The sequence below is a fragment of the Lentzea nigeriaca genome (genome assembly GCF_016907955.1).
Classification (GTDB): Bacteria; Actinomycetota; Actinomycetes; order Mycobacteriales; family Pseudonocardiaceae; genus Lentzea; species Lentzea nigeriaca.
Genome location: NZ_JAFBCX010000005.1, coordinates 164,930 through 189,878, shown reverse-complemented (window position 1 = coordinate 189,878; position 24,949 = coordinate 164,930). Strand labels below are relative to the sequence as shown.

Annotated in this window: 23 protein-coding genes and 1 tRNA gene; 16 read left to right on the top strand and 8 right to left on the bottom strand. The window is 69.5% G+C overall.

Translation table 11 applies throughout. The features are described from left to right. The first annotated feature begins 117 nt into the window (after nucleotides 1-117). On the top strand, nucleotides 118-495 hold the full coding sequence (locus JOD27_RS18965) for a VOC family protein (RefSeq protein ID WP_204763564.1): 378 nt from the start codon (nucleotides 118-120) through the stop codon (nucleotides 493-495). Here the strand turns inward: JOD27_RS18965 and JOD27_RS18960 are convergent. Next, the gene (locus JOD27_RS18960; protein WP_204763563.1) at nucleotides 456-1,427 is read right to left on the bottom strand and encodes a GNAT family N-acetyltransferase; all 972 of its coding nucleotides are present in this window, start codon (nucleotides 1,425-1,427) and stop codon (nucleotides 456-458) included. The genes JOD27_RS18965 and JOD27_RS18960 overlap by 40 nt on opposite strands. A gap of 87 nt (nucleotides 1,428-1,514) precedes the next feature. Here JOD27_RS18960 and JOD27_RS18955 point away from each other — a divergent pair, with 87 nt between their 5' ends. Continuing rightward, on the top strand, nucleotides 1,515-2,270 hold the full coding sequence (locus JOD27_RS18955) for an SAM-dependent methyltransferase (RefSeq protein ID WP_204763562.1): 756 nt from the start codon (nucleotides 1,515-1,517) through the stop codon (nucleotides 2,268-2,270). 22 nt (nucleotides 2,271-2,292) lie between these two features. Beyond that, nucleotides 2,293-2,439, top strand: coding sequence for a hypothetical protein (locus JOD27_RS18950; protein ID WP_204763561.1), 147 nt, complete (start codon nucleotides 2,293-2,295; stop codon nucleotides 2,437-2,439). Nucleotides 2,440-2,633: 194 nt separating this feature from the next. Here the strand turns inward: JOD27_RS18950 and JOD27_RS18945 are convergent. Then, nucleotides 2,634-2,710 (bottom strand) — tRNA-OTHER (locus JOD27_RS18945). A 205-nt stretch (nucleotides 2,711-2,915) separates the two neighbouring features. Between JOD27_RS18945 and yaaA the strand changes: the two genes are divergently transcribed. From yaaA to JOD27_RS18930, 3 genes are all read left to right on the top strand, one after another. After that, complete coding sequence (yaaA, locus tag JOD27_RS18940; RefSeq protein ID WP_204763560.1) at nucleotides 2,916-3,644, top strand: peroxide stress protein YaaA; 729 nt, start codon at nucleotides 2,916-2,918, stop codon at nucleotides 3,642-3,644. Nucleotides 3,645-3,847: 203 nt separating this feature from the next. Further along, the gene (locus tag JOD27_RS18935; protein WP_372441709.1) at nucleotides 3,848-4,813 is read left to right on the top strand and encodes a serine protein kinase RIO; all 966 of its coding nucleotides are present in this window, start codon (nucleotides 3,848-3,850) and stop codon (nucleotides 4,811-4,813) included. 233 nt (nucleotides 4,814-5,046) lie between these two features. Then, entirely contained in the window at nucleotides 5,047-6,582 is a 1,536-nt protein-coding gene (locus JOD27_RS18930) for a DEAD/DEAH box helicase (protein ID WP_204763559.1), read from the top strand. Between the two features lie 71 nt (nucleotides 6,583-6,653). Here JOD27_RS18930 and JOD27_RS18925 read toward each other — a convergent pair whose 3' ends face one another. Together JOD27_RS18925 and JOD27_RS18920 are read right to left on the bottom strand one after the other, a co-directional pair. Continuing rightward, nucleotides 6,654-9,191, bottom strand: coding sequence for an ATP-binding protein (locus tag JOD27_RS18925; protein ID WP_204763558.1), 2,538 nt, complete (start codon nucleotides 9,189-9,191; stop codon nucleotides 6,654-6,656). Between the two features lie 43 nt (nucleotides 9,192-9,234). Further along, nucleotides 9,235-9,480, bottom strand: a complete 246-nt coding sequence (locus tag JOD27_RS18920) for a hypothetical protein (protein WP_204763557.1) — start codon at nucleotides 9,478-9,480, stop codon at nucleotides 9,235-9,237. Nucleotides 9,481-10,243: 763 nt separating this feature from the next. Between JOD27_RS18920 and JOD27_RS18915 the strand changes: the two genes are divergently transcribed. Continuing rightward, the gene (locus JOD27_RS18915) at nucleotides 10,244-13,231 is read left to right on the top strand and encodes an AfsR/SARP family transcriptional regulator (RefSeq protein ID WP_239567669.1); all 2,988 of its coding nucleotides are present in this window, start codon (nucleotides 10,244-10,246) and stop codon (nucleotides 13,229-13,231) included. Between the two features lie 3 nt (nucleotides 13,232-13,234). Here the strand turns inward: JOD27_RS18915 and JOD27_RS18910 are convergent, their stop codons facing one another. Next, the gene (locus JOD27_RS18910; protein WP_204763556.1) at nucleotides 13,235-14,149 is read right to left on the bottom strand and encodes a DUF8017 domain-containing protein; all 915 of its coding nucleotides are present in this window, start codon (nucleotides 14,147-14,149) and stop codon (nucleotides 13,235-13,237) included. A 118-nt stretch (nucleotides 14,150-14,267) separates the two neighbouring features. Between JOD27_RS18910 and JOD27_RS18905 the strand changes: the two genes are divergently transcribed. After that, entirely contained in the window at nucleotides 14,268-15,227 is a 960-nt protein-coding gene (locus JOD27_RS18905; protein WP_239567661.1) for a YhgE/Pip domain-containing protein, read from the top strand. Here JOD27_RS18905 and JOD27_RS18900 read toward each other — a convergent pair. Continuing rightward, nucleotides 15,123-15,530, bottom strand: a complete 408-nt coding sequence (locus tag JOD27_RS18900; protein WP_204763555.1) for a YjbQ family protein — start codon at nucleotides 15,528-15,530, stop codon at nucleotides 15,123-15,125. The two genes, JOD27_RS18905 and JOD27_RS18900, sit on opposite strands and share 105 nt — an antisense overlap. Nucleotides 15,531-15,567: 37 nt before the next feature. On the opposite strand from JOD27_RS18900, the gene JOD27_RS18895 reads away from it, so the two are divergent. The 4 genes from JOD27_RS18895 to JOD27_RS18880 are packed head-to-tail and all read left to right on the top strand — an operon-like array spanning nucleotide 15,568 to nucleotide 18,679. Then, on the top strand, nucleotides 15,568-16,476 hold the full coding sequence (locus JOD27_RS18895; RefSeq protein ID WP_204763554.1) for a glycosyltransferase: 909 nt from the start codon (nucleotides 15,568-15,570) through the stop codon (nucleotides 16,474-16,476). 11 nt (nucleotides 16,477-16,487) lie between these two features. Continuing rightward, complete coding sequence (locus tag JOD27_RS18890) at nucleotides 16,488-16,952, top strand: DUF4442 domain-containing protein (RefSeq protein ID WP_204763553.1); 465 nt, start codon at nucleotides 16,488-16,490, stop codon at nucleotides 16,950-16,952. Continuing rightward, on the top strand, nucleotides 16,945-17,898 hold the full coding sequence (locus tag JOD27_RS18885; protein ID WP_204763552.1) for an aminotransferase class V-fold PLP-dependent enzyme: 954 nt from the start codon (nucleotides 16,945-16,947) through the stop codon (nucleotides 17,896-17,898). The genes JOD27_RS18890 and JOD27_RS18885 overlap by 8 nt, the downstream gene beginning before the upstream one ends. Nucleotides 17,899-17,953: 55 nt before the next feature. Continuing rightward, entirely contained in the window at nucleotides 17,954-18,679 is a 726-nt protein-coding gene (locus tag JOD27_RS18880; protein ID WP_204763551.1) for a hypothetical protein, read from the top strand. A gap of 77 nt (nucleotides 18,680-18,756) precedes the next feature. On the opposite strand, the gene JOD27_RS18875 is transcribed toward JOD27_RS18880, so the two are convergent. Then, nucleotides 18,757-19,185, bottom strand: a complete 429-nt coding sequence (locus tag JOD27_RS18875; RefSeq protein WP_204763550.1) for a ferritin-like domain-containing protein — start codon at nucleotides 19,183-19,185, stop codon at nucleotides 18,757-18,759. Beyond that, on the bottom strand, nucleotides 19,182-19,625 hold the full coding sequence (locus JOD27_RS18870; RefSeq protein WP_307830204.1) for a hypothetical protein: 444 nt from the start codon (nucleotides 19,623-19,625) through the stop codon (nucleotides 19,182-19,184). The genes JOD27_RS18875 and JOD27_RS18870 overlap by 4 nt, the downstream gene beginning before the upstream one ends. A 128-nt stretch (nucleotides 19,626-19,753) precedes the next feature. On the opposite strand from JOD27_RS18870, the gene rimP reads away from it, so the two are divergent. From rimP to infB, 4 genes are all read left to right on the top strand, one after another. Beyond that, complete coding sequence (gene rimP / locus JOD27_RS18865) at nucleotides 19,754-20,278, top strand: ribosome maturation factor RimP (protein ID WP_189254477.1); 525 nt, start codon at nucleotides 19,754-19,756, stop codon at nucleotides 20,276-20,278. Next, entirely contained in the window at nucleotides 20,275-21,288 is a 1,014-nt protein-coding gene (gene nusA / locus JOD27_RS18860; RefSeq protein ID WP_204763549.1) for a transcription termination factor NusA, read from the top strand. Before rimP ends, nusA begins: the two co-directional genes overlap by 4 nt. Before the next feature lie 18 nt (nucleotides 21,289-21,306). Continuing rightward, nucleotides 21,307-21,654 carry a YlxR family protein gene (locus JOD27_RS18855; RefSeq protein WP_204763990.1) on the top strand — a complete coding sequence of 116 codons (348 nt, stop codon included), beginning with the start codon at nucleotides 21,307-21,309 and terminating at the stop codon, nucleotides 21,652-21,654. Nucleotides 21,655-21,741: 87 nt separating this feature from the next. Further along, nucleotides 21,742-24,915: a translation initiation factor IF-2 gene (gene infB / locus JOD27_RS18850; RefSeq protein WP_204763548.1), complete on the top strand. Its 3,174-nt coding sequence runs from the start codon at nucleotides 21,742-21,744 to the stop codon at nucleotides 24,913-24,915. The last annotated feature ends 34 nt before the right edge of the window (nucleotides 24,916-24,949 follow it).

Below are 24,949 nucleotides of genomic sequence, written 5' to 3'. Positions count from 1 at the left end.
ACGGGCTGTTGGAGCAGCGTACTGGTTGCGCTGCCGCCGAAATCGCGGGCGGTGGGTTTGGCGGGCATTGACCAGCGCAAACCGGAATTGTCAGACCTCCTGAGTAGCGTCCGTCGCATGTCCCTGACCATTGCCATGATCACGATCGACACCGGCGACGCGCGCAAGCTCGCTGAGTTCTGGACAGCCGCTCTGAACACCACTGTCCAGGGCGACTGGGGTGAGTTCATCGTTCTCGCGCCGAACTCCGAGCACGGCGTGGCATTAGGCCTCCAGCAGGTGCCGGACGCCACGCCGGGCAAGAACCGCGTCCACTTCGACTCGCACGTGCCGGACCGCAAGGCCGAGGTCGCGCGGCTCGTCGGACTCGGTGCCACGGAGGTCGCGGTGCACAGCATCCCCGGCCTCGTCTGGTCGGTGCTGGCCGACCCGGACGGCAACGAGTTCTGTGTCGGTCAGGCAGGCGAAGAGCTCCAGCCGACCGGCAACCCGTAGTCGATCCAGGTCCGCCTCACCTCGAACCCGGCGCGCTCGTACACGCCGAGCGCACGGGTCGAGTTGGCCGTGTCCACGGACAGTGCCGCGCGCTGGTAGCCCTGCGCCTTCGCCTGAGTCAGCGTCCGGCTCAGCAAGGCGGAGGCGACGCCACGCCCGCGGTGCTCCCGCAGGGTGCCGACGTCGCCGATCCACAGTTCGCGCACGCCCGTCCTCTCCTCGACGACCGGGTAGTGCCTCGAGAGCACGAAACCGATCACGGCGCCGTCCCGCAGCGCCAGAAAGGAGGTCTGGGGAACGAACCGCTTGCTGCCGGTGAACGACGCCGCCCAGTCCTGCGGGCTGCGCTCGACCCAATCCCAGTGCTGCGCGAACGCCGCGTTGTACACCAGCCGGACCTCTTCGTCGCGGGCTGCGGAGAACGGCACGATCTCATAGGCAGGCGGGATCGGCGCCTGGGCGAGTGACTCGCCCAGTGCCACCTCCAGTTCGCAAAAGTGGCGGTCCGCGCTGAAGCCGAGCGACTCGGCCAGTGCCACGTGCCCTGCCGAGCGGCTCTCGACCATGGTCTTCGCCACCAGCGGCAGGGCCGGGTGGCGGGCGGTGTGCAACTCACGCGCCAGCGCGACGAGGCGCAGCATCAGGTCGCGCCCGATGCCGTGGCGGCGGAAGTCGGGGTGCACCGTTCCGTCCAGGCGAATGCGGTGCGTGCCAACGGGATTGTCGCGCGGCATGACCAGGCCGTACGCCACGAGCGCGTCGTCCACGAGCACAGCCAGCGACCCGCCAGGCAGGTCGGTCTCGGCGAACGACCGGGCGAAGTCCTCTTCGGACAATGACTCACCGGTGCCGTCGACCGCCTCAGCCGCGTGGTGGAGCGCGGCCACCGCTGGGGTGTCCGCTGTCGTGAGCGCGCGCCACACGAGTTCCACGCCGATCGAAGCTACGGGGAGGTGATGACCCCAACAACTGAATAACGCGTTGTGCGGACCAGACCGCCGGCGCGATCCTGCATCGCGATGACGACACCGGAGATCGCGCCACTGCACGAGGACCTCACGTTCCACGGCCCGTTGTCCGAGGAACGGGCCACCCGCCTGATCCACAGCCTGCACCCGCTCGACGGCGCACACGTCGTCGACGTGGGCTGCGGCTGGGCGGAGTTCCTCCTGCGCACCCTCGAATCCGCGCCCACCGCCACCGGCTCGGGCGTCGACCTGGACGCCACGGCCATCGCGCACGCCCAGGCCACCGCCGAGGCACGCGGCCTGGAGGAGCGGGTCAGCCTGGAGGTGGCCGACGTCGCACGGTGGCAGCCGCGCACGCCGGCCGACGCGATCATCGTCAACGGCGCCAGCCAGGTGTGGGGTGGAGACCCGTTGCAGCACACGGCGAACGCGCTCACCGCAGCGAAGAATCTGCTCAGTCCGCGCGGAAAGCTGTTGCTGGGCGAGGGTTTCTGGGAACGCGAGCCGACCGCCGAGCAACTCGCCGCCATGCCGATCCCACGCGACCAGTACGGCTCGCTGGCCGATCTCGTCGACCTCGCCCACGCGCACGGCTACCGCCTGCTCGCGGTGGAACAGGCGAACCTCGACGAGTGGGACGTGTTCGAGAACGGCCACGCGCTGGCGTGGGAACGCTGGCTGCGCGACCACCCGGACTCGGAACACGCGGCGGAGGTCAGGACGAAGGCGGACCGGCACCGCACCTACCGCCTACGTGGCTGGCGGGGCATGCTCGGTCTGGCGTATCTGACGTTGCAGGCGCCGTAGCGCGTCGGGGTGTGCTGCGGGGGTGTGCGGCCGGGTTCGATCCGGCGTCCGTTCGGGCTGGGTGCGCGCGGCGGAGATCGGGGCGAAGGCGGACCGGCACCGCACCCATCGCCTGCGCGGGTGGCGCGGCACGCTCGGTCTGGCGTATCTGACGTTGCAGGCGCCGTAGCGCGTCGGGGTGTGCTGCATCGGTGTGCGGCCGGGTTCGATCCGGCGTCCGTTCGGGCTGGGTGCGCGCGGCGGAGATCGGGGCGAAGGTGGACCGGCACCGCACCCATCCTGCGCGGGTGGCGCGGCACGCTCGGCCTCGCGTACCTGACGGTGCAGGCGCCGTGGCGCGTCGCGGGGTGTGCCGCACGGGTGACCGGCGGGCCGGGCTCGAACCGGCGTCCACCCGGAGGATCGAGCCGGGCGTTCCACCGCTGAACTAGAGCCGCCCGGCCGCCACCCCGATCGCCCGGTGTCCGGCGGACGTCAACGAGAGCTGGGCCTCCAGTACGAGAACGACGACGTCCTCGGGACGCATCCGTGTCCTCGGTACGCATCCGTGCGTCGAGCGAGCGGTACAGGCGATCGAGCGCGTCCACCTCCCAGGCCAGCACGCAGGTCCAGCGGTTTTCCGGCGTTGCCCTACTCTTTCCAACCGTGCTGGTGCTGCTTCCCCCGTCGGAGACCAAGGCGATCGGCGGCGAGGGTGCGCCGCTCGATCTCGACGCGCTGTCGTTCCCTGAGCTCAACCCCGTGCGGGACAAGCTGGTGTCCGCACTGGAGGACCTGGCGAACGACGTGCCGGCGAGCCTCAAGGCGCTCGACATCTCCGAGCGTCAGCTCGACGAGGTCGAGCGCAACGCGGCTTTGCGCACGTCGGCGACCACGCCCGCACTGCTGCGCTACACCGGCGTCCTCTACGACAACCTGGACTTCGGCACCCTCAAGAAGGCCGAGAAGGAACGCGCCTACCGGCGGCTCGCGGTCGCGTCGGCGTTGTTCGGCGCGATCCGTGGCGGCGATCCGGTGCCCGCGTACCGGCTGTCCGGCGGCTGCACGCTCCCGTCGCACGGCAGTCTGCGCACGCTGTGGAAGCCGGTGCTGGAGCCGGTCTTCAAAAGCGCCGACGAGTTCGTCGTCGACCTTCGGTCCGGTGCGTACTCGAGCCTCGCGAAGATCCCGCACGCCGTCGTCGTCCGGGTGATCACGAGCGAGGGCAAGGTCGTCAGCCACTTCAACAAGGCGCACAAGGGTCTGCTCGCGCGTGCCCTGGTGACCACGAGCGCGGAGCCGAGCGACCTGAAAGGCCTGGTCAGGCTCGCGCAGAAGGCCGGGCTCAAGGTCGTGCAGACCGGCGAGAAGACCGCGGACCTGATCACCGATTAATTCGGTTGCGCGCCTGGGAGACGACCGGGCAAGCTTCACCGCAGCCGAAGTGCGGCGTGTGGGAACGAGGAGGTGCGACATGTCAGAGCCTGTCTTCGGACGTGGCCGCAGGACCCGTCCCTCCGCCCTTCGCGCCTGATCAGCATCGTTTGATCGCAGAGCGCCAGTGGGGCGGTCACCTTCATCTTTCGGGAGACCCCACCGTGCGCGAGCACGATCTTTACGACCGTTACGAGTCCACTTTCGACGGCGCTGACACCAAGCAGCGCATGGGAAAGCGCGGCAAGCGCACCGCCGACGACGCGGAACCGACGCGTCGCGGCCGCATGACAGAAGAGGAAAAGCTGCGGGTTTCGCGACTGCGCGAGGACCAGCTCAGCACGGCGGACACCCCCGAGGACGGCGATCGCTGGTCGACGTGGGGTGACGCCGAGCAGGGGCCGAAGCCGTACCCGAGCTGGCTCGTCACCGAGCTCGCCGCGGTCGACCGCGAGCTGGGCATCGTGAAGACCGGCAAGGAAGCGGACGTCTTCCTGCTGGAGCGCGCGATGGGCGAGAAGGCGTGCCTGCTCGCCGCCAAGCGCTACCGCAGCAACGACCACCGGATGTTCCACCGCGACGCGGGGTATCTGGAGGGTCGCAAGATGAAGAAGTCCCGCGAGCTGCGGGCTGTCCAGAACCGCACCGCGTTCGGGCGCAACCTGATCGCGGAGCAGTGGGCGGTCGCGGAGTTCGCCGCGCTCGCCAGGCTGTGGCAGATCGGCGCGCCCGTACCGTATCCGGTGCAGCGCAGTGGCACCGAACTGCTGCTGGAGTTCATCGGTGACGACGAGGGCACCGCGGCACCACGGCTCGCGCAGACGCGTCCGGACGAGGACGAACTGCTCGACCTGTGGCGTCAGCTGGTGGCCACGCTGATGACGCTCGCGGAGGCGGGCCTCACGCACGGCGACCTGTCCGCGTTCAACCTGATGGTCCACGAAGGCAGGCTGATCATGATCGACCTGCCGCAGGTGGTCGACCTCGTCGCGAACCCGCGCGGCGTGGAGTTCCTCGACCGCGACGTCCGCAACATCGCCGGCTGGTTCGCCTCGCGCGGTCTCCAGCCGGAGATCGGCGACCCGTCCGCGCTGGTGGCGACGCTGCTGGACGTGGCGGGCATGATGTGAGCCACGCGCGCGCCCTGCCGTGTCCAACGACACGGCCGGGCGCGCATCGCACCGTCAATGATCAGCTAGACTGTGCTGTGCACCGATGAAGGCCTGACAGCCGTTGACCGGTGCGTCCACCCACTCATCAGCGGCGTGACCATCACGCCGGGCCCGTCCTCGTGATCGGCACCGCGGTAGCGCGCGGGGCAGCCTTGAGACGTGCCATGTCTCGGAGGTTTGTTTTGCCATCCATGTCCGAAGGTCGTTCCGAGCGCTCTTTCAGCCGCAGGCCGCGGCGCCGCTCGGGCCGCCAGGGCAACTCCTCGCGCCCGCAGCAGCGGGTCGAGGAACCGATCGTCGCCGAGCACTTCGAGAGCACGCTGCCGGAAGGCCCGCTGCCCTCGTTCGCCGAGCTCGGCCTCAGCGACGCACTGATCCGCTCCCTCGCCGCCAACGAGATCACCGAGCCGTTCCCGATCCAGGCGGCCACCCTTCCCGACTCGCTGTCCGGCCGTGACATCCTCGGCCGCGGTCAGACCGGCTCCGGCAAGACGCTGGCGTTCGGCCTGGCGATGCTGACCCGCCTCGCGGGCGGCCGCTCGATGCCGCACAAGCCGCGCGGCCTCATCCTCGTCCCGACCCGCGAGCTCGCGATGCAGGTGGAGACGGCGCTCATGCCGCACGCCCGTTCGCTGGGCCTGTGGTGCCGCACCGTCGTGGGCGGCACGTCGTTCCCGCGCCAGATCGACCACCTGCGCCGCGGCGTCGACCTGCTGATCGCCACGCCGGGCCGCCTGTCCGACCACGTCCGCCAGCAGACCTGCGACCTCTCCCAGGTCGAGATCACCGCGCTGGACGAGGCCGACCAGATGGCGGACATGGGCTTCATGCCCCAGGTCCGCGCGATCCTCGACCTGACCCCGCAGGACGGGCAGCGCCTGCTGTTCTCCGCGACGCTCGACGGCGACGTGGACAAGCTGGTCCGCCAGTACCTGCACGACCCGGTGACGCACTCGGTGGCCCCGCCCACCGCGAGCGTCACGACGATGGAGCACCACCTGCTGTTCGTGTCCCAGGAGGACAAGCAGACGGTGGTGACCGAGGTGGCCGCGCGTGAGGGCCGCACGATCATGTTCGTGCGCACCAAGCACCACGTCGACCGCCTCGCGAAGAAGCTGCGCTCCGTCGGCGTCCACGCGGGCGCCCTGCACGGCGGCAAGGCCCAGAGCGCCCGCACGCGCGTGCTCGGCGAGTTCCGCGAGGGCACCACGCCGGTCCTGATCGCGACGGACGTGGCGGCCCGTGGCATCCACGTCGACGACGTCTCGCTGGTCGTCCACGTCGACCCGCCTGCCGACCCGAAGGACTACCTGCACCGCGCCGGCCGCACGGCTCGCGCCGGTCAGTCCGGCACGGTCGTCACGCTGGTCACGCACGACCAGCGCCGCGCCGTCCAGGGTATGGCAGCGCGCGCGGGCATCCGTCCGGAGAGCACGAAGGTGCGCCCCGGCGACGAGGACCTGATCCGCATCACGGGTGCCCGCACCCCGAGCGGTGAGCCGGTGATCGAGCGCGAGAAGCCGGCCCGCCGCGGTGGTGGCGGTGGCGGTCGTCGCTTCGGTGCCCCGTCGGCCGGTGGCCGCGGTGAGTACCGCGGTGGCTCCGGCCGTCGCTCGGAAGGCGGCGAGTTCCGCGGCGGTCCGCGCCGCTCGGAGCGCTCCGAGGGCGGCCGTGGTTTCGGCCGGACCGAGCGCACCGGCCGTCCGCGCCGGGCTCCGCAGCACTGACCCAGATCGACGATGAAGGGCTCCTTCGTCCACCACGTGGATGAAGGAGCCCTTCATCGACTTCAAGGGGTTCAGCCTGCTCGGCGGTTGGTGAGGTCGAGTGCCGGCTCCTCGAACCACGCGAGGGCGCGTTGCTGTTTCGCCGCGCGCACCGCGCGAGGCAGCTGATCGGCCACGACGTCGCGGACGAGCTGGTGCCGGAACCCGTACTCGATCTCGCCGGTCTCGCTGTTGCGGCCCTGCCGGCGCAGGAAGTCCCGCTTTTCCAGCAGCTCCAGCGCCTTGGCGACGTCACCGGGGTCGCGCCGGCCCGTCGCGGCCACCGCGCCGGGTGAGACCAGATCACCCACGATGGCGGCGTCCTGCAGGACCGCCTTCACCTCGAACGGCAACGAGTCGACCTGTGCGGTCAGGACTGCGCGCACGGACGAGGGCACCGGCAGACCGTTTTCGTTGTGCAGGCACGGCGTGCGCGGATCGGACACCATCCGGGCGTACTCGGTCGCGAACAACGGGTTGCCACCGACGCACGAGATCAAGGCCTGCCACAGCTCGGACGGCAGTTCCCTGGCCGGCAGCAGCGAGTTGAGCAAGCTCCGGCTTCCGTTGTGGGACAACGGTTCCAGGCTGATCGTGGTCGCGTTGCGCTTGCCGCCGAACCAGGAGGGACGGCGCTGCAGCAGTTCGGGACGCGCGGTGACGACCACCAGCAGAGGCACGGAACCCGCGTGCTCGCTCAGCTCCTCCACGAAGTCGAGCACCACGTCGTTCGCCCAGTGGAGGTCCTCGAGGAAGACGACGAGCGGGCCCGAGTCCGCGATCTCCTCCAAGAACCGCCGCCACGCCGCGAAATCGGCCGGCACGTCCGGTGAGGGCGTGGCCAGCCCCGCCAGGCTCGCGTGCAGCCGGTCCGCGAGCTCGCCGGCCCCGACCAGCGTGGTGAGCGCGTCGTGCAGGGCCTCGGGGGAGGAGAAGCCCTGCACGACGTCGGACAGCGGGCCGTAGCCGTGATCGCCGCCGAAAGCCGTTGCGGTGCCGCGCAAAGCGGTCGAGCACGACGTCATGAGTTCGTCGACGAGACGGGTCTTGCCCACACCGGCTTCGCCGAGAACCGTGACGAAGTGGGGACGGCGGCGGTCCCGCACCTCCTCCAGAAGTCCTTGCAGCACAAAGAGCTCACGTTCGCGCTCAACGAACGGAACCGAAGCTCGCACACGTCGCGTCTTGCCACGTGGGGAGACGCACGAGACCGCCTGCCAGCCACCGGTCGGCGCGGGGTCGGCCGCCCACGTCACGCACGAGCTCGCGTCACGGGTCGCGGTGCAGGCACGCACAGCGCCCAGCGGCGCGAGCGTCATCAGCTGACGGCACTGGTCGAGCAGCACACCGGACGCAGAGGGCGCACCTGATGCGGGCAAGCGAACCAGAGCATCGCCCGTGGCCACACCGATCTGCACGTCCGCGACAGAGCCCAACCGGTCGCGAATCGCCAACGCCGCACGCACGGCACGGTCGGCGTCGTCCTCCGCCGTGCGTGGCACACCGAACAGAGCCAAGAACACAGAACCGACGTTGCCGCTGACGACGCCACCCAGACGCGTCACTTCGGCACGCACGATGGCAGAGACTTCCTGGTGCACCTCGTCGACGTCCTCGGGGTCGCCGTCACCGGCCGCGAGACCGGGCTGGGCGGACACCATCGCGACGCTGACGAGCTTGCGCTCCACGGTCGTCACGTCCATCGCCGGGGCGTCGGTGACCGGCGGCGTGATGACCACGGGAGCAGGAACAGGGGCAGGGGACTGGCCGACCGCCAGCAGGTGCCTGCGGTGCACCGACGGCGGAAGGTCCAGCGCGGGGGCGTGGTCGAGGATCGCGCGCTCCAGCTCCTGGAGCTCGCGGCCCGGCTCCAAGCCGAGCTCCTCGACCAACGCCGCCCTCGTGCGGCGGTAGACGCTCAACGCGTCCACCTGCCGGCCACACCGGTACAGGGCGAGCATCAGCTGCCCGTTGAGCCGTTCGCGATATGGCTCGGCCTCGATCAGCGACTCCAGCTCGCCGATGATCTCGTAGTGCCGTCCGCAGGCGAGCTCCGCTTCGAAGCAGTCCTCCTGCGTCGCCAGCCGCCAGTCCTTGATGGCGGTCAGCTCCGGCCAGTTGATCCCGGTTTCCGCGAGATCCGCGAGCACGGGTCCGCGCCACAGGCTCAGCGCCCTGCGGAGCACCGTCGCGGCCGCGGGCCAGTTGCCGGAGGCCAGTTCGCCCCGGCCCTGTTCGGTCAGCTGCTGGAAGAGCGACAGGTCGAGAGAGTCGGGATCCACGCGGAGCAGGTAGCCAGGCGCGTGGGTCAGCAGCACTGCTGACCCCTCTGCGCCGCTGCCGGGTGGAGTGAGAACGCCACGCAGTCCGGAGACCGCGTTCTGGAGCATCTTGCGGGCGGTTGGCGGAACGTCCCGCGACCACAGCGCCTGGAGCAGCTTGCTGGTCGCCACCACGCGGTTGGCGTGCAGCAGGAGGAAACCCAGAGCCGCGCGCTGCTTGACGCCGCCCAGTGGCACTGGCATGTCGTCGTCGAGGACTTCGAGTGAGCCCAGCAGGTGGAATCGCATGGTTCTGGCCTCCATTGGTGGTTATCCGGAGGGAGAGGAGAGATCAGCCCCAGGGGGTGTCGTTGTCGGCGACGGTGACGCCACGACCCCACGGCGTGTCATCGGAGGCGTCCTTGCCTTTGCCCCAGGGCGTGTCGTCGCCGGGGACGGTGACGACGCCGGGGACGGTGATGCCGCGACCCCAGGGGGTGTCGTTGTCGGCCTGTGCGGTGCCGCAGAAGAGGGAAACAGCCAGGGCCGCGGGAACGGCGGAGAGAACCAGGGCGGCGGCGGTCGTCTTGCGGATCATGTCGGCCTCCTTGCTCGGACCTCGGCTTGAGTTCTGCTTCAGGCACCTTCGAGCGGTACCCGCGAACAGAAGTTAGGAGCGTCGCCCATCGCCGCTCTATCGCGTACCCACCGCGTATCAATCGGCCGTGATGGCGCAGCCGAAGTCGCCAATTGAGACGCTTCTGCGCCTGAAGGGTCAGGCGGCAAACAGCTGTTACTACGCTGGGTGGTGGCTTATCCGCGGAATTAGGTGCGGTGTACCGCAATGGTTGGGTGCGGTTAGCGATCCGAACGAACGGTTTGTGCCGCTCGGAGTAGTGCCGATGAGGCGTTCCGGCTGCTTGGTGTCGTACCGTACGATCGCTGTGAACACCGCCACCCGCGCTCGTGAATTCTTGGGCACACGTAGCGCTTGATCTGCCGCGATGGTGCTGGTCCTGGTATCTCCAACTGAGATACCTATTGAGATCGGGCGTATTATGGTGGATCGTTCACTGATACACAAGAAGGATCTTGACAGTTTTACCCGCCAAGGCTAACTTTGGAGATCATCACGCATCGGAGTGGCAATCTGTGGTTGTGGACGACGGAGGTCAAAGGCGGAAGTGAAATACTTTCACATTTTAACCCGATCTTGAGGTGACGCCCTGGAAGTGCCTTTTTCCGCGTCTTCGGCAGCATCGGCAAACGCAATTCCGTCACGGAGAATTCGTAGCGGTAGTCGTCCGGAGCGTGAGGTGTTGGGGCTTTGCGAGAGACAAAGGCGCGAGGGGTCGTCCGTCATGAGCTCCGCCCCGGATGAGAAGCTGATTTTCAAGTTGCTCGGCCCGATCGAGGTCATCGGCCCCGAGGAACAGGTTCAGGTGCCCCCAGGACGTCAGCAGACGATCCTGGGCGCTCTGCTGCTCGAGGCAAACCGCGTGGTCAGCATGGACCAGCTGATCGACCTCGTCTGGGAGCACACCCCGCCGTCGACCGCACGGGCACAGATCCAGATCTGCGTTTCCGCGCTCCGGCGGGAGTTCGCGAGGGTCGGCGTCGACGCCCAGATCGAGACCCGGCAGCCCGGCTACCTGCTGCGCGTCGCCGGCGACAAGATCGACGCCTTCATCTTCGAACGCCGCGTGGCCGACTCCGACGCCGCCGTCCGCCAGGGACGCATGGAGGAGGCGTCGGCGGTCCTGCGGCAGGCACTGGGGTTGTGGCGCGGGCCCGCACTCGGCGGCGCCGCGGCCACGTTGCAGAACAAAGCACTGCGGCTGGACGAGAAACGCCTGTCGGTGCTGGAGAACTGCATCGACATCGAGTTGTTGCTCGGCAGGCATCACACTCTCATCGGCGAATTGCAGAGCATGGTGACGGAACATCCGTTGCGGGAACGCCCGCGCGGTCAGCTCATGCTCGCGCTCTACCGTTCCGGCCGGCAGTCGGAAGCCCTCGACGTCTATCGCACTGGCCGCGACCTCTTCATCGAACACCTCGGTCTCGAACCGAGCGACCAGCTCCGCAAACTCGAGACGGCGATCCTGACCGACGACGAGATGCTGCGGCTCGACCACGAGAAGTCCGTCCCGGTCACCGTGCAGAACGTCGTGTCACCGCACCAGCTTCCCGCCACCATCTCGGACTTCATCGGACGCCAGGACGTCGTGGCGCGCGCCGAAAGCGTGCTGTCAGGCGATCATCTGACGATGCCCGTGGTGAACATCGCGGGCAAGGCGGGCATCGGTAAGAGCGCTCTCGCGGTGCACGTCGCCCACCGCGTCGCCGCCGAGACCTACCCGGACGGCCAGCTCTACTGCGACCTGCGCGGCACCCAGGCCGAACCGGCCACACCGGCCGAGATTCTCGGCCGGTTCCTGTCCGCGTTGGGCGCCGTGGGTTCCACTTTGCCCGACGGCGTGGACGAACGCGCGGACATGTACCGCAGCATGCTCGCCAACCGCCGTGTCCTGGTCGTTCTCGACGACGCTGCCAGCGAGTCGCAGGTGCACCAACTGCTTCCGGGCTCGCCAACTTGCGGTGTCATCGTCACGAGCAGAACCAGGTTGACAGGTCTGGCCGGATCTCATTTGGTCGATGTCGACTTCATGGACTCCCACGACGCGATGGAACTGCTTGGCCGCATCATCGGCACGCAGCGCCTGGAGGGCGAACCCGTTGCGGCGTCAGCGTTGGTGGATGTCGTCGGAGGTCTGCCCCTGGCGTTGCGCATCATCGGCGCACGACTTGCGGCTCGCCCGCACTGGACGTTGGCCTCGATGGTCGGACGTCTGGCCGACGAACGCCACCGTCTCGACGAACTGGTGCACGGCGACATGGTCGTGCGTGCCAGCCTTTCGATGACCTACGACGGCCTCGAACCCGAAACGTGCCGGGTGATGCGGCTGATGTCGTTGCTGGAGGCGGAAAGCCTGCCGGTCTGGACCGCCTCCGCGCTCACCGACGACGACCGCCACCGCGGCTTCGACCTCGTGGAGCGCCTCGTCGACGCCCAGCTCCTCGACGTGGTCGGCAGCGACGTCACGGGCCTGCCGCGGTATCGCTTCCACGACCTGATCCGCTTGTTCGCCAAGGAACAGCTGGCCGTCCACGAGTCCCCGGCCACCCAGCTCGCCGCCGTGGAACGCGTGGCAGGCGGCTGGCTCGCGATGGCGGAACAGGCCCACCAACGCCTCTACGGCGGCGACTTCACCGTCCTGCACGGCAACGGCCGGCGCTGGCAGCCGAACGCCCCGTACCTGGACCAGGTGCTGCAGGACCCGTTGGGGTGGCTGGAAAGCGAGCGCCCGAACATCTGCGCGGCCGTGCTGCAGGCCGCCGACGCGGGACTGGACGAACTGTGCTGGGACCTCGCGATGACCCTCGTGACGTTGTTCGAGACCCGCAGCTACCTCGACGACTGGCAGCAGACCCACGAGCGAGCCCTCGACGCGACCCGCAGGGCGGGCAACAGGCGCGGCACCGCCGCCCTGCTGTGCTCGCTGGGATCGTTGCACCACAGCCAGCGCCGCATGGAAACGGCCCGCGCCGCACTGGAACCCGCTCTGGAACTCTTCACCGAGCTCGACGACTCCCACGGCCTCGCCCTGGTGCGCCGCAACCTGGGCCTGCTCGAGTACAACGAGGGCCGTCCGGAACTCGCGACCCAGATCTTCGAGCAGTCGCTGGCCGGTTTCAAACGCGTCGGCGACGTCGTGGGTCAGGCGTACGTCGTGTCCCAGCTCGCACAGCTGTCGCTGGACCGCGGCGAACACGAGCTCGCGGTGGGACAGCTGCGCGGCGCGCTCGGCATGTGCCGGGAGATCTCCAGCCCTCGCGTCGAGGCCCAGGTGCTGTACCGGCTCGGCGGCGCGATGTTGGTTCAGGGCCGCTACGAACAGGCGCAGCACCTCATCACGTCGGTGCTCGGCATGGTGCAACGCTCCGGCGACACGGTCGGCGAGAGCTACGCGCTGCACTCGCTGGGCCTGATCCACGGCCGCATGCGGATGTTCGCCGAGGCCGGCCGGTTGCTGCGGCGCGCGATCCGGTTGTGCGAGGAGAACCTCGACCGCGTGGGAGCGGCGCGGATCCGGCTCGACCTGGCGCAGCTGGTGTCGCAGCGGGGCGAGACGTTCCACGCGATCGCCATCGTCGAGCAGGCGATGATGACGTTCCAGGAACTGCGGCTCGCGTTGTGGGAGCGCAAGGCGATGGCGGTGCTGGAGCAGATCACCACCGAGAACCCGTTGCCCGCCGCCGTCCCGTCGAACGGCGGCACGCGCTGAGGACTACGTGGTCGGCACCAGCGAGTCGATCATCTTCTGGAGCTCGGCCTCCTTGGGCAGCGGTGGGTTCGCCCCACCTCCACCGCCCTCCAGGTCGCCGTTCACGACCAGCACGTGCAGCTTGCTGCTGCCGTTCAGCACGACGACCTTGACGATGCCCTTGCTCGCCAGGCACTTGTTGGCGGACTGGGTGACCGTGGCGTCGACCTGCACGCCCTCGATGACGACCTTCTGGCCGTCCTTCTGGGTGTGCTGGATCTTCACGGGTTTGGGCTGCCCCACCGCCACCTGCGGGTCGCCGCCGGAGGAGTAGAACTGCGTCGCGACGGCCTTGGCGAAGTCGGTCGCGGTCTGGTTGATGTCGCCCTTGGGGAGCAGCGCGCCGCCGTTCGTGCCCTTGGTGTACGACTTGCCCTCGCAGTCGTAGTCGCCGTACGCGGAGACGCCGGACAGCGTGGCGCCGGAGACCTTCTCGATCGGGATCCGCGCGTCGTTGATGACGTTCCAGCTCTTCGGGACCTCGTAGTTGTAGCCGAGTGACGTCACGACGCACTTCATGTCGTCGTTCTTGCACCCGGCGTTGGGCTGGGGCGAGGCGCTGGTCGGGGTGGACGGGTTGTTCTGCGCGTTCGGGTCGCCCTTGTCGCGCGACACCACGAGCCACGTCACGCCGCCGCCGACGAGCAGCACCAGCACGACCGCGCTGATCACCAGCCAGAGCGTCTTCTTTTTCTTCGGGGGCTCGCTGTCGAACCCGCCGTAGACGCCCAGACCGCCGTACTGGCCGTAGCCCTGCTGCGGGAAACCACCTGTCTGCGGAGGGCCGCCGACCTGGTAGCCGCCCGAGTAGTCCCCCTGCTGCTGGCCCCAGCCCTGCTGGTTGTTCCAGCCGCCCTGTCCACCGCCTGGGTAAGTCACGGGGGAACGGTACCTGGTGGGGCCGACGGTGATTAATTCATCAGGCGTTGACTTCCCTGGCGTGTCGGGCGTACGGTTCCATCGAATTCAACACGTGATGAACAAACGGAGGTCAGTGATGCGCACCGCGCTGGTCACCGCCGTCGCAGGCGCGGTGGTGGCGTTTCTCCTGGGACTGCTCACTTTCGGCGTGCAGGCGACCGTGCACCCGCACGACGTCCCGCTCGCCGTCGTGGCGCCTCCGCCGATCGCGGAGCGCGTCAGAGCCGCCGACTCGGCCGAGGTCGACATCAGGGTCGCGGAGGCGGCCGAAGCCCGGACCCTGTTGGCGGACAAGGAGGTCTACGGCGTTCTCGAGATCTCACCCGGTCAGGCGATGATCCGGCTCAACCCCGCGATCAACCCGTCCGGCACGCAGGTCGCCCAGCAGGTGCTGACCGGTGTCGCGCAGGGCGCGGGGCTGCCGGTCAAGGTCGAGGCCCCGGTCGTGTCCGCGGCCGAACGCACGGCGCCGCTGGCCGCGTCGGCACTGATGTGGGTCGGCGGCATGGTCGCCGGGCTGCTGTTCGTGGTGCTGAGGGGCCGCCGGTTCCGACTGCTCTCCTCGGTCACCGCGGCCGTGCTGGTCGTCGGTTCCGTGACGGGGTTGCTGGCGTGGTGGGGCATCACGGTCAGCGCGACCGCACTCGCCTTCATGGTCACCGTCGCGGTGTCGTTCGCGCTGCTGCAGGCCGGGTTGTTCAAGCACCTCGGCATCCGCGCGATGGGCATCCTCGGTGTGCTGTACCTGATGGCACCCGCGGTCGCCGGTCAGGTTCCTGAACTGCTCAACCCGGTCTACCGGGCGGTCCTGTGGTCGTGGACGCCGTTCCGCTTCTCCGCAGAGGGTCTGCGCACCCTGATGTACGACGGCTCGATCAGCACCGAGTGGTGGGTGTTCGGTGGGATCGCTCTCGCCGGGATCGTGCTGCTGCTAGCCGGCAAGAAAGCTCAGGCGGACCGTCCGGACGGGGTTGTCGACGTTCGTGTCGACCAGGCAGACCGACTGCCACGTCCCGAGCGCCAGCACACCGCCTAGCACCGGGATCGTCGCGTACGGCGGCACCAGCGCGGGCATCACGTGGTCACGGCCGTGGCCTGGGGTGCCGTGCCGGTGCCGCCACTTCACGTCGCGGGGCAGGATGCGTTCCAGCGCGGTCAGCAGGTCGTCGTCGCTGCCCGCGCCGGTCTCGATGATGGCGACACCGGCGGTCGCGTGCGGCACCCACACGTGCAGCAGGCCGTCGCCGTTCTCGCCGTCGAGGAACCGCTCGCACTCGCGCGTGAGGTCGTGGACGACCTCTTCCGAACCGGTGCGGACCTGGATCTCCTCGCTGCGCATGCCTTCAGATCTTACGAACGACCCGTAAGTTCGCAGCATGCGCGTGCTCTTCGCCAGCATGGCCACCGTCGGCCACACCTATCCGTTGATCCCGTTGGCGCTCGCACTGCGCGATGCCGGGCACGAGGTCCACTTCGCGGTCGGCGACGAGATGCACCCGGAGCTGAACCGGCTGGGGCTGCGGCCGTTCCGGCCCGGCCTGGTGTTCGGCGAGATCTACGCCGACGACATCGCGCCGGAGCTCGAACGCGTCCTGCCCGACCTGGTGATCAGCGGCTGGGCCGTGCCCGAGGTGTTCGAGGAGGCGCGCAGGCGGGCGTTTCCGGTGCTGTGGCACGGGTTCGGCCGCATGTTCGGCGAAGGCGTCGGGCTGGCGCGGCCCGCCGGCGGCAGGCACCTCGACATCTGCCCGCCTTCGTTGCAGGACAAGGGTTTCCTCGACGACCGGATCCTGCTGCGACCTGTGCCGCACGCGCAGCCGGGCGAGGTTCCGGCACGCACCCACGAGAAGCTGATCTACGTCACGTTCGGGACGGTGTTCGGCGGCGAGGAACTCTTCGCGACGGCGGTGCGGGGGCTCGGCAGGCTCGACGCCCAGGTGGTGGTCGCGGCACCGGGGAGGTGGCTGCCGCAGGCCGAGGTGATCAAGCAGGCGGACGTCGTCGTCCACCACGGCGGCAGCGGCACGATGCTGGCCGCTCTGGCCTCGGGTGTCCCGCAGGTCGTGCTGCCGCAGGGCGCGGACCAGTTCGGCAACGCGGCGGCGCTCGTCGCGGCTGGAGCGGCGGTGTGGCCGGACGCGGTGGGTGCCGAGGCGATCGCGGAGAGCGCGCGACTGTTGCTTGTGGACGATCACTACCGGGAAGCCGCAGGTCGGGTGGCGGAAGAGATACGTCACATGCCCTCGCCGCGGGAAGTTGCGGACAGTCTGGCGAACGTTGTGTAACACTGTTTTTTATGAAGGCAAACCGCCTGCGCCTGGGGATGAACCTGTGGCCGCCGTTCCTGTTCGCCGGGATCCGCGTCGTCGAGATCTCGCCGGACTACCGGTACGCGCGCGTCAAGATGCGTCTGCGCCCGTGGAACCGCAACTTCTTCGGCACCCACTTCGGCGGTTCGCTGTTCGCGATGACCGACCCGTTCTGGGTGTTGCTGCTGTTCCACCAGCTCGGCGGTGAGCACGTGGTGTGGGACCAGGCCGGCGAGATCGAGTTCGTCGCGCCGGGCCGCGGCACCGTGTACGCCGAGTTCAGGCTGACCGACGACCACGTCGAGCAGGTGCTGGACCAGACCGCGTCCGGCGAGAAGGCGTTGGTCTGGTTCGAGACGGACGTCGTCGGGCAGGATGGAACCGTGATCGCCAAGGTGAAGAAGCAGGTCTACGCGCGACGCAAGCGCGGCAAGCAGCTCGCCCGTGCGTGAGGCGTTCGGGGCGGTCTTCGACGTCGAGCCCGGTTACCTCAACACGGCGTCCATCGGTGTGCCTCCGCGGCACGTGGCCGACGCGGTCTCGGCCGCGCACGAACGGTGGCGGCGCGGCCAGGACACGTCGTCGTCGTTCAACGAGGTCGTCGAGACCTCCCGTGCGGCGTTCGGCCGGTTGATCGGGGTGCCCGCGACGTCGGTCGTGTGCGGCGCCACGGTCTCGCAGTTCGTGTCACTGGTCGCGCAGGCGCTGCCCGCGGGGTCGAAGGTCTTCCTGCACGAAGGCGAGTTCACCAGCGTCACGCTGCCGTTCGTCGCGGCCGGCCACGAGATCGTGTCCACAGTGGACGATGCGGATCTCGTCGCGGTGAGCGTGGTGCAGTCGGCGGACGGCGCGATCGCGGACCTCGAAGCGTTGCGGGCGAGCGGCAAACCGGTGCTGCTGGACGTCTCGCAGGCCGCCGGGTGGATGCCGTTGTCGTTGGCGTGGGCCGACTTTGTCGTCGGAGTCGCCTACAAGTGGCTGATGGCGCCGCGCGGAGCGGCCTGGATGGCGGTGCGGCCGGACCGGCTGGAGTTCCTCCGGCCGGTGGCGCCGAACTGGTACAGCACCGAGGAGAACTACGGCACCGAGCTGGTGCTCCGGCCGGACGCACGGCGGTTCGACCTTTCGCCCACGTGGTTCTCGCACGTCGGCGCGGCGGTAGCACTCCCGTGGATCGCCACGCTCGACATGGAGGCCGTGCGCGCGCATTGCGTGAATCTGACGGATCACCTCATGACCGGACTGGGTCTTGCCCCCAACGGGTCGGCCATCGTCTCAGTTGACGTACCCCACGTTTCAACCGTCGTGTCGTCGGTTCGTGCAGGTAGGACGCGGTTCGCCTGTCACCTCTACAACACGGTCGAGGACGTGGAACGGGTGCTCAAGGCGCTGGGGTGACCGCCGTCCGTTACCGTGGGTCCTTGTGTCGGAACCACGCCAGTCACCTGAAGAGGTGACCCAGAACCTGCCTCGCTTCCCACCGAGGCCGACCGACACCGCGCCGCTCTACCCGGCCGACGAGCTGATGAAGCTCCAGTCGATCATGGAAAACCGCCAGGGGCAGCTGCCCCCGCAGCCGCCTCCGCCGACGCGCAGGGCGACGTGGGTGGGCAGGGCGCTGGTGCTCGTCGGCGTCGCGGTGGTGTCGGGGTTCGTGTGGTGGGTGTTGCAGCCCTCGGACCCGGTGGACCAGCCCGTGGCACAGCCGCAGAAGACCGCGGGGGAGTTCGAGTTCAGCACCGTGCCGCAGCTGCCGGAGCCGGTGAAGGACAGCGACTGCGCGGCCCACGCGAGCGGGCAGACCCAGGCGTTCTTCAAGACCACGCCGTGCCTGCAGCTGACGCGGGCGTTCTACACGGCCAAGCTGCCCGACGGCAGGACCGTCTACTCGTCGGTGTCCGTGGTGAAGATGCGGTCGGCCGCCGAGGCGAAGCAGCTGCGCGAGCTGACCCAGAAGGACGGCACCGGCAACGTCAAGGACCTGGTCCTGGACAAGGCCATCAGCGTGCCGCCGCTGACCACGCTGGCCAACGGCGGGTACGCCTCCGAGCAACGCGACCAGGTGGTCGTGATCGTCGAGTCGGACTCGCCGGTCAAGAACCCCGACGCGCTCACGCACAACAAGGAGATGAAGAAGGTCTCCGCGGATGCGATCAGGCTCGCGTCCTCCTTCGCTTAGCGTACGCGGGGAGCTTTCGTACTCTCCTGGCGTACGAAAGCTCCCCGCGTGGCTTTCGCAATGCGGGAAGACGGTGGTTAGCCCGAGGCGACACCCGGCAGGGTGATCGACGCCGGGGTGGTGCCGGCGGCCTTGCGCCACCGTGTCGCCCGCACGGCGGCCGTCGTCAGCGCCTCCAGGGCCGTAGTCCGCAGCGCCGCGTCGTCGGTGCGCTCCAGAACGCCGCGCCACGCCGCGCAGGTGTCCTGCTCGACGGCGACGAGCGCCGCCAGCGCCGACGGCCCGTCCGACACGGGTGCGGGCGGCAGGTAGGCGGCGGCGGGCGGGTTCGGCGTCGCGCTCTTGTCCCGCAGCCACCGCTCGGTCGCGTCGCGGCGCGCCCGGTGCGCGTTGGCGCCCTCCGCGACGGCGGCGGCCTGGTTGCCCAGGAACGCCGACACCATGCCGTAGGTCCACAGCGCCGCGTGCTCGGTGCCGAGCGCGGTCTGAACGGCGTCCACGCTCATGCGAGCACCTCCCGCAGCGAAGCGCAGCCCGCGGCCACCGAACCGACGAGGCCGGCGCGGTAGGCAGGCAGCTTGGCGACGACGGCCGATGCGTCGCGCACGGCGTCGTCGAGAGCGGTCCGCAACGCCGCCAGCGGGTCCGGTGGTGTCGGCGGGGCGGTGGGAGCGGGCGGGGCCGTCGAGGACAGCGGCGGCCGTTCGCGGTCGACCTCGGCCTGCAGCAGCCTGGCGTGCGTCTCGCGGGCCTTGGCGATCTCCGCGGCCGCCGGCACCGCCGTCAGCGTCTGGGCCAGCGCGGCATCCGCCCGTGCCTGGGCCGCGAGCGCCGACAACGGGTCCGGTGGTGGTGGCGCGGGCGGTTCTGTGGTGCACGCAACGGCGAGCGGTGCGGCGGCCACCGCGAACAGCACGCGGCGGCGGCTGACCGATTCGGAGATCACGCGAACCCATATTGCCAGCCGCCCTGCGAGTCGGTGAGGCGCGGGCAAAAGAGATAGTCTTGGCGACCACGGCCGCCGGAACTGCGTCGGCCGGGGTTTTCATGCGTTCGAACTGAAGGAGACACCACGTGTCCAGCCCGCCGCGCGGAGAGCTTGCCGCGCAGCTAGCACCCGTTGTGCGGGAAGCGCTCGAAGCCGTCGGCTTCGACCTCGACGCGCTCGACGTGAATCAGGCTGGGCGCCGCCGTCTGGTCAAGGTCGTCGTGGATGGCGAGGACGGCATCGGGCTCGACGAGGTCGCCGAGGCGAGCCGCGTGGTCTCCGCCGCGCTCGACGCGCACGACCACCTGATCAACGGGCCGTACACCCTCGAGGTCACCTCGCCGGGTGTCGACCGTCCCCTCACCCGCCCGCGCCACTGGAAGCGCGCGCACCTGCGTCTCGTGAAGATCAAGCAGCCGGAGCAGGTCGAGTGGTTCGGCCGGGTCGGCGAGTGCGACGAGACCGGTGTCGAGCTGCTGCACCAGGGCGAGCTGAAGCGCGTGGAGTACCGCCACATCGAACGCGCGGTCATGGAGATCGAGTTCAAGCAGCCGCCGGTCGAAGAACTGGCTCGGCTCACTCGGAAAGCACCGAAGGAGGAGCCGAGGTGAACGTCGACATCGCCGCCCTCAGGGCGATCGAACGTGAAAAGGACATCCCCTTCGAGACGGTCCTCGAGGCGATCGAGTCAGCACTGCTGACCGCCTACAAGCACACCGAAGGGCATCACGCGCACTCGCGCGTGGAGATCGACCGCAAGACCGGCGTCGTGCGCGTGCTCGCGCAGGACCTGGGTCCGGACGGCGCGGTGCAGGAGGAGTGGGACGACACTCCGGAAGGCTTCGGCCGCATCGCCGCCACCACCGCGCGCCAGGTCATCCTGCAGCGCCTGCGCGACGCGGAGCACGAGCGCACCTTCGGCGAGTTCGCCGCCAAGGAGGGCGAGATCATCGCCGGTGTCGTGCAGCGCGACGCCCGCGCGAACGCCCGCGGCATGGTCGTCGTCCAGGTCGGTGACACCGAGGGCGTGCTGCCGCCGGCCGAGCAGGTTCCCGGCGAGCAGTACAACCACGGCGAGCGCATCAAGTGCTACGTCGTGAGCGTGTCCCGCGGCGCGCGCGGACCGCAGATCGCTCTCTCGCGCACGCACCCGAACCTCGTGCGGCGGCTGTTCGCACTCGAGGTCCCGGAGATCGCGGACGGCACCGTGGAGATCCCCGCGGTGGCACGTGAGGCAGGTCACCGTTCGAAGATCGCGGTGAAATCAACGGTTGCCGGAGTGAACGCCAAGGGCGCCTGCATCGGCCCGATGGGCGCCCGCGTGCGCAACGTGATGCACGAGCTCGGCGGCGAGAAGATCGACATCATCGACTACTCGGACGACCCGGCTACTTTCGTCGGGAATGCTTTGTCACCAGCGAAGGTTGTGTCTGTGCGAGTGCTCGACGAGCGTGCCAAGACGGCGCGTGTCGTGGTGCCGGACTTCCAGCTGTCGCTGGCGATCGGCAAGGAGGGGCAGAACGCCCGCCTGGCCGCCCGCCTGACCGGCTGGCGCATCGACATCCGCAGCGATGCGGAGTCCCCGGCTGCCGGAGCAGTCACATCCAGTTCGGCCGAATGAGCTCCAGGGGATAGACTTATCAACGGTTCAACGTCGGGTTCGGTCACCCAACACATCGGCCCAGTTCGCACGTGCATTGGATGCCGCACCAGGACGTTGCCCTCTGAGCTGCTGCGTGTGGTCGCGGTGGACGGTTCGGTGGTTCCGGACCTCCGCAGGCGACTTCCTGGTCGGGGTGCTTGGTTGCATTTCGATCTCGAATGTCTGCGCAACGCCGAGCGGCGACGGGCGTTCTCGCGGGCCCTCCGGGTCCAGGGAGCACTCGACGTCGCTCTGTTGCGCGAGCACTTGGAGCAGCACGGGAACTTGGCCTCGGGACAGCCCCGGGGTCAGCAGGAAACAAGGAAGCAGGTCGACCCGTCATGAGTCAGCCGTGAAGCTGAAGACATGAACGCGCGACGTTAAGACGAGGTCGATGGGACTTGCCCGCCGGCCTCACGACCAAGGAGAGCAGTGGCAGGCAAGGCCCGCGTGCACGAGCTCGCGAAAGAGCTCGGTGTTACGAGCAAGGAAGTTCTCAACAAGCTCGCCGAGCAGGGCGAGTACGTGAAGTCCGCGTCATCCACCGTCGAGGCCCCCGTGGCCCGGCGGCTTCGTGACGCCTACGAAGCCAAGTCCTCGAAGCCGTCGGCTCCCAAGCCGGCCGCTCCGAAGCCGAAGGCACCCGCACCCGCGGCTGCCGCGGCGCCCGCCGCCCCGGCGGAGCCGAAGCCGGCAGCAACCGACAGCAAGCCCGCGGCCCCGTCCGCGCCGAAGGCCGTGCCCGGCCCGAAGCCCGCGGCTCCGCGTCCTCCGGCCCCCAAGCCCGCGCCCGCCGCTCCGGCTGCGCAGGCTCCGGCCGCGCCCGCCCAGCAGCCCCAGGCTCCGGCCGCCGCAGCTCCGGCTCCGGCTGCCGCTCCGAAGGCCGCTCCCTCGGCTCCCGGCCCCAAGCCGGGTGGCCCGCGTCCGGGCCCGCGCCCGGCTCCGCAGCAGCAGCCCGCACCCCAGCAGCCGCAGGCCCCGGCCGCGTCCGCTGGTGGGCAGTCCCCGTCCGTGGTGCCGCCGCGCCCGCAGTCTCCCAAGCCTGCCGGCCCGCGTGCCCCGCGTCCGGGCAACAACCCGTTCGGCGTCGGTGGCGGCAACGCTCCCGCGCCGCGTCCTGGACCTCGTCCCGGCCCGCGGCCTGAGCAGGGCGGCGACCGTCCTGCCGGTGGCCCCAAGCCCGGCGACCCGCGTCCGGCTTCCCCCCGTCCGGGTGGCGCGCCGGGCCAGGGTGGTCCGCGTCCGGCCGCCGCACAGGGCGGTGCCCGTCCCGGCCCCGGCCAGGGCGGTCCTCGTCCTGCCCCCGGTCAGGGCGGTCCTCGCCCCAACCCGGGCAACATGCCCCCGCGCCCGAACCCCGGCATGATGCCGGGCCGTCCGGCCGGTAACCGTCCTGGTCCTGGTGGCGGCGGTGGCCGTCCCGGTGGCGGTGGCGGCGGCGGTCGTCCCGGTGGGGGCGGCGGCGGTGGCGGCTTCCGCGGTGGCGGCGGCGGTGGCGGTGGCTTCCGCGGCGGTGGCGGCGGAGGCGGCGGTGGCGGCTTCCGTCCCGGTGGCGGCGGTGGCGGAGGCGGCGGCTTCCGTCCCGGCGGTGGTGGCGGTGCCGGTGGCGGCGCCCCGGCCGGCGGTGGTGGCGGCGGTTTCCGCGGTCGTCCCGGTGGCGGTGGCGGCGCTGGTCGCGGCGGAACCGCAGGTGCCTTCGGTCGTCCGGGTGGTCCGGCGCGTCGTGGCCGCAAGTCGAAGCGGCAGAAGCGCCAGGAGTACATGGACAACATGCAGGCGCCTTCGGTCGGTGGCGTCCGCCTGCCCAAGGGGCAGGGCGAGACGATCCGCCTGCCGCGCGGTGCCTCGCTGACCGACTTCGCCGACAAGATCAACGCCAACCCGGCGTCGCTCGTGCAGGTGCTCTTCCACCTGGGCGAGATGGTCACGGCGACCCAGTCGGTGTCCGACGAGATCCTGGAGCTGCTCGGCTCCGAGATGAACTACGTCGTGCAGGTCGTGTCCCCCGAGGAGGAGGACCGCGAGCTGCTCGAGACGTTCGACATCACCTACGGCGAGGACGCCGGTGACGAGGACGACCTGCAGGTCCGCCCGCCGGTCGTGACCGTCATGGGTCACGTCGACCACGGTAAGACCCGCCTGCTCGACACCATCCGCAAGGCGAAGGTGCACGAGGGCGAGGCCGGTGGCATCACCCAGCACATCGGTGCCTACCAGGTCCGCACGGAGCTCGAGGGCAACCCGCGTCTGATCACCTTCATCGACACCCCGGGTCACGAGGCGTTCACCGCCATGCGTGCCCGTGGTGCGAACTCGACCGACATCGCGGTCATCGTCGTCGCCGCTGACGACGGCGTGATGCCGCAGACGGTCGAGGCGATCAACCACGCGCAGGCCGCCGAGGCACCGATCGTGGTCGCGGTGAACAAGATCGACAAGGAGGGTGCGAACCCCTCCAAGATCCGCCAGCAGCTGACCGAGTACGGCCTGGTCGCCGAGGAGTACGGCGGCGACACGATGTTCGTCGACATCTCCGCGAAGCAGGGCATCAACATCGACGGTCTCCTCGAGGCCATCCTGTTGACCGCCGACGCGTCGCTGGACCTCCGGGCCAACCCGGACATGGAGGCCCAGGGTGTCGCGATCGAGGCGCACCTCGACCGCGGTCGCGGTCCGGTCGCCACCGTGCTGGTCCAGCGAGGCACGCTCCGCGTCGGCGACTCGATCGTCGCGGGCGACGCCTACGGCCGCGTCCGCCGCATGGTGGACGAGCACGGCGAGGACGTCCACGACGCCCTCCCGTCGCGTCCGGTGCAGGTCATCGGTCTGACGTCGGTGCCGCGCGCAGGTGACACGTTCCTCGTGGTCGAGGAGGACCGCGTCGCTCGCCAGATCGCCGAGCGTCGCCAGGCCCGCACTCGCAACGCGCAGAACGCCGCCAAGCGCAAGCGCGTCAGCCTCGAGGACCTGGACGCCGCGCTGAAGGAAACCAGCCAGCTCACCTTGATCATCAAGGGTGACAACTCGGGTACCGTCGAGGCCCTCGAGGACGCGCTCATGAAGATCGAGGTCGGCGACGACGTCGAGCTGCGCGTGATCCACCGCGGTGTCGGTGGCATCACCGAAGGCGACATCAACCTCGCCGTGGCCGGTTCCGCCATCGTCCTGGGCTTCAACGTCCGGGCCGAGGGCAAGGCGACCGAGCTCGCGAACCGCGAGGGCGTCGACGTCCGCTACTACACGGTCATCTACCAGGCGATCGACGAGATCGAGGCGGCCCTCAAGGGTCTCCTCAAGCCGGAGTACGAGGAGGTCCAGCTCGGCCGCGCCGAGATCCGCGACGTCTTCAAGTCCTCCAAGGTCGGCACGATCGCGGGTTGCATGGTCCTGTCGGGCGAGATCCGCCGCAACGCCAAGGCGCGCCTCATCCGTGACAGCAAGGTGATCGCGGAGAACCTCCCGATCAGCTCGCTCAAGCGGTTCAAGGACGATGCCACCGAGGTCCGCGAAGGTTTCGAGTGTGGTCTCACGCTCGGCAACTACAGCGACCTCAAGCTCGAGGACATCATCGAGACCTACGAGATGCGCGAGAAGCCGCGCGCCTGAGCGGTCTGATGGGGGTGCGGAGCCATTTATCCGG

Excerpts from the sequence above, each read along its gene's own strand:
- JOD27_RS18955 (WP_204763562.1), top strand. The coding sequence starts at position 1,515 with ATGACGACACCGGAGATCGCGCCACTGCACGAGGACCTCACGTTCCAC.
- JOD27_RS18915 (WP_239567669.1), top strand. The coding sequence starts at position 10,244 with ATGAGCTCCGCCCCGGATGAGAAGCTGATTTTCAAGTTGCTCGGCCCG.
- JOD27_RS18920 (WP_204763557.1), bottom strand. The coding sequence starts at position 9,480 with ATGATCCGCAAGACGACCGCCGCCGCCCTGGTTCTCTCCGCCGTTCCC.
- JOD27_RS18900 (WP_204763555.1), bottom strand. The coding sequence starts at position 15,530 with ATGCGCAGCGAGGAGATCCAGGTCCGCACCGGTTCGGAAGAGGTCGTC.
- JOD27_RS18905 (WP_239567661.1), top strand. The coding sequence starts at position 14,268 with ATGCGCACCGCGCTGGTCACCGCCGTCGCAGGCGCGGTGGTGGCGTTT.
- JOD27_RS18925 (WP_204763558.1), bottom strand. The coding sequence starts at position 9,191 with ATGCGATTCCACCTGCTGGGCTCACTCGAAGTCCTCGACGACGACATG.
- JOD27_RS18965 (WP_204763564.1), top strand. The coding sequence starts at position 118 with ATGTCCCTGACCATTGCCATGATCACGATCGACACCGGCGACGCGCGC.
- JOD27_RS18895 (WP_204763554.1), top strand. The coding sequence starts at position 15,568 with ATGCGCGTGCTCTTCGCCAGCATGGCCACCGTCGGCCACACCTATCCG.
- JOD27_RS18890 (WP_204763553.1), top strand. The coding sequence starts at position 16,488 with ATGAAGGCAAACCGCCTGCGCCTGGGGATGAACCTGTGGCCGCCGTTC.
- JOD27_RS18875 (WP_204763550.1), bottom strand. The coding sequence starts at position 19,185 with ATGAGCGTGGACGCCGTTCAGACCGCGCTCGGCACCGAGCACGCGGCG.
- JOD27_RS18930 (WP_204763559.1), top strand. The coding sequence starts at position 5,047 with ATGTCCGAAGGTCGTTCCGAGCGCTCTTTCAGCCGCAGGCCGCGGCGC.